The organism is Paraburkholderia sp. (assembly GCF_035656215.1).
Classification (GTDB): Bacteria; Pseudomonadota; Gammaproteobacteria; order Burkholderiales; family Burkholderiaceae; genus Paraburkholderia.
Map to the genome: position 1 here is coordinate 1 of NZ_DASRSY010000459.1, position 5,510 is coordinate 5,510.

General features: G+C 62.3%; 6 protein-coding genes. 5 read left to right on the forward strand and 1 reads right to left on the reverse strand.

What is annotated here, in order from left to right; all coding sequences use genetic code 11:
• The 4 genes from VFE81_RS26835 to VFE81_RS26850 all read left to right on the forward strand — a co-directional run.
• A partial coding sequence (locus VFE81_RS26835; protein WP_414695666.1) for an AAA family ATPase occupies positions 1 to 434 on the forward strand: 434 nt, incomplete at its 5' end.
• A complete protein-coding gene (locus tag VFE81_RS26840) occupies positions 413 to 1,693 on the forward strand; it encodes a vWA domain-containing protein (protein ID WP_414695667.1) in 1,281 nt (426 codons plus the stop codon). The genes VFE81_RS26835 and VFE81_RS26840, both read left to right, overlap by 22 nt.
• On the forward strand, positions 1,684 to 2,280 hold the full coding sequence (locus tag VFE81_RS26845) for a carbon monoxide dehydrogenase subunit G (protein ID WP_325047481.1): 597 nt from the start codon (positions 1,684 to 1,686) through the stop codon (positions 2,278 to 2,280). The genes VFE81_RS26840 and VFE81_RS26845 overlap by 10 nt, the downstream gene beginning before the upstream one ends.
• Complete coding sequence (locus VFE81_RS26850) at positions 2,253 to 3,275, forward strand: XdhC family protein (protein WP_325047482.1); 1,023 nt, start codon at positions 2,253 to 2,255, stop codon at positions 3,273 to 3,275. Before VFE81_RS26845 ends, VFE81_RS26850 begins: the two co-directional genes overlap by 28 nt.
• A gap of 78 nt (positions 3,276 to 3,353) precedes the next feature.
• Here VFE81_RS26850 and VFE81_RS26855 read toward each other — a convergent pair whose 3' ends face one another.
• Positions 3,354 to 4,097 carry a PepSY-associated TM helix domain-containing protein gene (locus VFE81_RS26855; RefSeq protein WP_325047483.1) on the reverse strand — a complete coding sequence of 248 codons (744 nt, stop codon included), beginning with the start codon at positions 4,095 to 4,097 and terminating at the stop codon, positions 3,354 to 3,356.
• Positions 4,098 to 4,427: 330 nt separating this feature from the next.
• On the opposite strand from VFE81_RS26855, the gene VFE81_RS26860 reads away from it, so the two are divergent.
• On the forward strand, positions 4,428 to 5,510 hold a 1,083-nt coding region (locus tag VFE81_RS26860; protein ID WP_325047484.1), incomplete at its 3' end, for a DUF3857 and transglutaminase domain-containing protein.

Genomic DNA, 5,510 nt, shown 5'->3' on the forward strand with positions numbered 1-5,510 from the left:
TGCTTTCGGACTTCCAGGTATCGATTCCCGAATACGGCACCGTGCGCGCGGCGCAGCCGCCGCTCGTTGTGATGACGTCGAACCGGACGCGCGAAGTACACGACGCGTTGAAACGCCGTTGCCTGTATCAATGGATCGGCTATCCCGAGCGCGATCGTGAACTGGAGATCGTCGCCGCGCGGGCGCCGCAGACGTCGGCGGAATTGCAGCGGCGCGCGGTCGATTTCGTGCATCGGCTGCGTGGCATGGATCTGTTCAAGGCGCCTGGCATCGCCGAAACGATCGACTGGTGCCGCGCTTTGGAAGCGCTGTCGGTGACGGAACTCGATCCGCAATCGGTGCACAACACCCTGGGTGTGCTGCTCAAGTATCAGGACGATCTCGCACGCGTCGATGCCGCGCAGATCGCGCAATGTCTCGCGACACCGGGATAGCGGCGATGCCCCTCTCCATCGACACGTCGGCCGCGCCGATCAATACACCCACGTTGGCCCGCAACGTCGTGCACTTTGTGCGCGTGCTGCGCGGCGCGGGCTTGCCGATGTCGCCGGCGCAAGCTGTCGATGCGCTCGCCGCGCTGCACTGGATCGATCTCGGCCGGCGCGACGATGTGCGCGCGGCGCTCGCTACGCTATTGGTTTCCGCGCCGGACGAACGCGATCTCTTCAACGCCGCCTTCGATCTGTTCTGGCGCGATCCGGATTGGGAAGGCAAGCTGCGCGCGCTGCTGCTGCCGAAAGTCCGCGATGGACTGCCGCCGCCCAAACGCAACAACCGTCTCGCCGATGCGCTAGCCGTGCGAACGCCGCCCTCGCCGCACAACAAAGTGGCGCAGGAAACCGAACAGCACGAACTGCACGCACACGTCACCTTCAGTGCTGAAGAGCGGCTGCGTCATCGCGATTTCGAAACGCTTTCCGCTGACGAATGGCGCACATTGCGGCATCTGATCCGCGGCCAGCGTCTGCCGCTCGCCACCGAACCGACGCGCCGCCTGAAGGCTGCCTCACACGGCACGCATGCTGATTTGCGCGCGAGCGCACGGCAAGCGGTGCGCGCGGGCGGCGATTGGACGGTGTGGAAGTATCGCGCGGCGGTCGAGCGCAAACCGCCGCTGGTATTGCTGCTCGACATATCCGGCTCGATGAGCAGTTATTCACGTGCGGTGCTGTACTTCTGCCACGCGCTGCTGCAATCGCGTGAGCGTCTGCAAGTGTTCCTTTTCGGCACGCGCCTGACCAACGCGACGCGCGCGCTGCGCGAGCGCGATCCCGACGTGGCGATCGCGGCACTCACCGATCAGGTGGTCGACTGGTCGGGCGGAACACGGATCGGCGCGGCGCTTGCCGAATTCAACCGACGCTGGGCACGCCGCGTGCTGACTGGCAGAGCCACCGTGCTGCTCGTCACCGACGGCCTCGATCACGAAGCGATCGACGTGCTTGACACCGAAATGGCCCGCCTGCGCCGCTTCGCACACCGTATCGTATGGCTCAATCCGCTGCTGCGTTTCAGCGGTTTCTCACCGAAGGCGCGCGGCGTGCAGGCGATCCTGCCGTATGTCGACGCGCATCGTCCGGTTCATAATCTGGACAGTCTGACAGCGTTCGGCCGCGATCTCGCGCAACTCACGCGCGCGCCTCGTCGCCCCGTATCCGCCACGACATTCGCAGGAGCAACGCCATGGAATTGAATGAAACCCATACGCTGCCGGTTTCTCAGCAGCGCGCCTGGGACGCCCTGAACGATACCGAAATCCTGCGCGCGTGCATTCCCGGCTGCGAAAGCATCGACCCGGATGGCGAAAACGCGTATGCGGTGGTGTTGAGCGCATCGGTCGGTCCGGTGAAGGCACGCTTCAAAGGGCGTATGCTGCTGACCGACATCGAGGCGCCGAACACTTACACCATCGTTTTCGAAGGTCAGGGTGGCGCGGCAGGCTTCGGCAAGGGCAATACGCACGTCACGCTCGAACCGGAAGGCGACGCCGCTACGAAGCTCACGTACACGGCAACCGCGCAGGTCGGCGGTAAGCTCGCGCAGATCGGCTCGCGGCTCGTCGACGGCGCAGCGCGTAAACTCGCTGGCGAATTTTTCAAGCGCTTCGGCGCGCAGGTCGGCGGCGACGCTGACAGCGCAACGGCCCCGGATGACGAGGGCACTGCAGCCGCCGAAGCGGCGGTGCAAAATACAGAATCGAATGAGGCCGCGGACACGGAGTCCGGCGGTGACGGAACGAAAAGGAAGAAATCATGGACAGCGTGGATCTCGAAGTCCTGAAGTCCAGCGCACGTTGGCTGGAAGAGGGACATCGCGCGCTACTGGTGACGGTGGTGAAGACGTGGGGCTCGTCGCCGCGTCCCGAGGGCGCGATGCTCGCGGTGCGTGACGATGGACTCGTGGTGGGGTCGGTATCGGGTGGCTGCATCGAAGACGATCTGATCGACCGCGTGCGGCAAAAGGGTATCGAACAGACACGCCCGGAGGCGGTGAAGTACGGCATCACGGCGGAAGAAGCGCATCGCTTCGGCCTGCCGTGCGGCGGCACGATCCAGTTGGTGCTGGAGCCTTTGACGCCGCAAAGCGGCATTGCCGATCTGTGCAATGCGGTGGAGGACGGCCGCCTGGTGGCACGCGAAGTGGACATGGTGACGGGCGCGGTGCGGCTCGATGCGGCGCTGGCAACAGACGGCGTGCATTTCGACGGCGAGCGTCTGCTGACGATTCACGGCCCGCGTTACCGGATGCTGGTGATCGGCGCGGGGCAGTTGTCGCGCTATCTGTGCAACATCGCCGTCGGGCTCGATTATCAGGTCACCGTGTGCGATCCACGCGAAGAGTACACCGAGGAGTGGAACATTCCCGGCACAAAGATCGTGCGGACGATGCCGGACGATACAGTGATCGAAATGAAGCTCGACGAGCGGTGTGCGGTGATTGCGCTGACGCACGATCCGAAGCTCGACGATCTCGCGCTGATGGAGGCGTTGAAGACGTCGGCGTTTTATGTCGGGGCTTTGGGGTCAAGAAGGAATAATCAGGCCCGGCGTGAGCGCTTGAAGGAGTTCGATCTGAACGATACTGAGTTGGCCCGGCTGCATGGGCCGGTTGGGATTTATATTGGCAGCCGGACGCCGCCTGAGATCGCGGTTTCCATTCTTGCCGAGGTGACGGCGGCCAAGAATGGTGTTTCGTTGCCGACTTTGCTGCAGGTTGAGGGCGCTAAGGCCGCGCGGGAGATAGCCGCGTCTGGCGACACGACTTGTAGCGTTTAGCGGGAGTGTGGGGAGCGTCTGATTTTTGCTCGCGCGGCACTTTATGCGCTTATGCCACCGCGCGAAGCAAAGAGTCGCTTACATCAACCCGCACACCACGGCAGCAATCACCGACCCAGCCACCAAAACCACACCCACAACACGCCGCTTATTCAACTCGGTCCAAAGCAGGACACCAGTCAAAGAAAGCAGAATCATCCCGCCAGCAATCGTATCAATCAACAAAACCCACCCAACGCTCAACCCCACACCACGATGCAAATTATTCATCGTCGTGAGAAACGAATTCTGCGTGCGTTTCACCGCAACAAACCCATTGCCGACCCAGTACTCGGCCTGCACGTTCTGAGTAGGCCCAAAAATTCCGACTTGCCAGAATTCCGGCTGCATCGTACTGCGATCGCCCCACGCCACCGGATGCGCCGGCTCGCGCTTCACTCGCCCGGGCTTACCGTCGATCTTTAACTCGTCCTTGATCCATTTCGCCATATCCATTGGCGACTTCAACTTCCCTTGCGGCACGGAAATCTGCAACTGCTCGACCTGCGGCTCACCAGACGACACCTTCAACGGTCCGCCCCGGTGATTCAGCAAAAAACCAGTCGCGCCAAACATCAGTCCAAGCACCGCGCCCCACAGGCCAACCCATCCGTGCACCTTGCGCAACCACTTGATGAAATTCGCCCGCCGCGAACGCCGGCGCCGCGCGGTCTGCTCGGCGTCGTCCATCAAATGATGACCACGCTCCGGTGTATGAGCAGCGTATTGCGTGCCGCCACCACCAGCAGCAGGTTTCATATCGATCGAATCAGGCGCGTTCACATCCAGGCTCCAGCCGCTGCAAGTTAAACCCTAGCCCACGGACGGCGACGTGGCGCGCGCTCATACCGGCGGTCAAGGAAAGTTTGAAAGGAAGGGCCGGACAAACCCGGCTTGCGGCCCAGGCTGTCCGGCTGAGAGGCTGGCTGGCAGTCACAGAGGAGGAGAAATGTGACGGAAAGCTGGCGACGCCTTTCAATTGAGAATGGATATCATTACACAATTAGGACATTTGCTCAATCGCAATGCGTGACATCCGCTTGACATCCAGGCGGCGCAAACCGACGCTAGCTGGCGATCCCGTCAACGTTGCCGTTCCGGATACCTGCCTGCATGCGCCTCGCTTCTTTGGTCTGTCTTGCCTCTCTCGGCTGGCTTGCCGGCATCCACGCGGCGAGCGCAAGCATCGCGGCCAAACTGGACGATCCCTATACCAACGAAGGCGAAACGCAGACCTTCACCGTCAACGCCGACGGCTCCTTCTCCAAGCTCGATTCGATGACGCTGCGCGTGAATAACGAAGCAGGCGTTGCGCGAGTGGCGCAGCAATACGTCTGGTTCAACCGCAATATGGCGGACGTGCAGATCATCGAGGCCTATACGACCACCGCCGATGGCGTGCGTCATGACGTGCAGCCCGAGCAGATCCGTGACGTGCAGGAAGCCCGCTCGTTCGACGCGCCGATGTTTCAGGACATCCAGGAAAAGATGATCGTGTTCCCGGCCGTCGAACCCGGCTCGCGCGTGCACCTCACCTATCGCAAGACGCAAAAGCAACCAATCGTGCCGGGCGAGTTCAGCGACTTCACGCCGCCCGATCTCGCGCCGACCCACAACTTCCATCTCATCTACGACCTGCCCGCCGACAAACCGCTCTATGCCGATGCGCGCGGGTTCACGACGCTGCAACCGGTGACTCACAACGGCCGCACACGTTACGAATATCGTTACGACAAGGCGCATTTCAGTCGGCTGGAGCGCGGCTCGATTGCCTACGTGTCGTATGGCGACCGGTTGATGGTCTCGACCTTTCCGGACTACGCCGCTTTCGCCGCCAGCTACAAGGCATCCGCCGCCGACCCGAACGCGCACGACGCCGCCGTCACACGTCTCGCGCAAAACCTCACGGCACATGACAGGACGCCGCATGACAAAGCCAAGACGCTGTATGACTGGGTGCGCCGTAACGTCCGCTATGTGGCGATCTATGTCGGGCGCGGCTCGGTGGTGCCGCACAGCGCAAGCGAGATCCTCGCGAACCGCTACGGCGACTGCAAGGATCACGTGGCGTTATATGGCGCGCTGCTCGATGCGGTCGGTGTTCGCAACGAGCCGGTCCTGATCAGTAGCGGCTCGATCTATACGCTGCCCAGCGTGCCGGGCTACGGCGTCATCAATCACGCCATCACGTGGCTG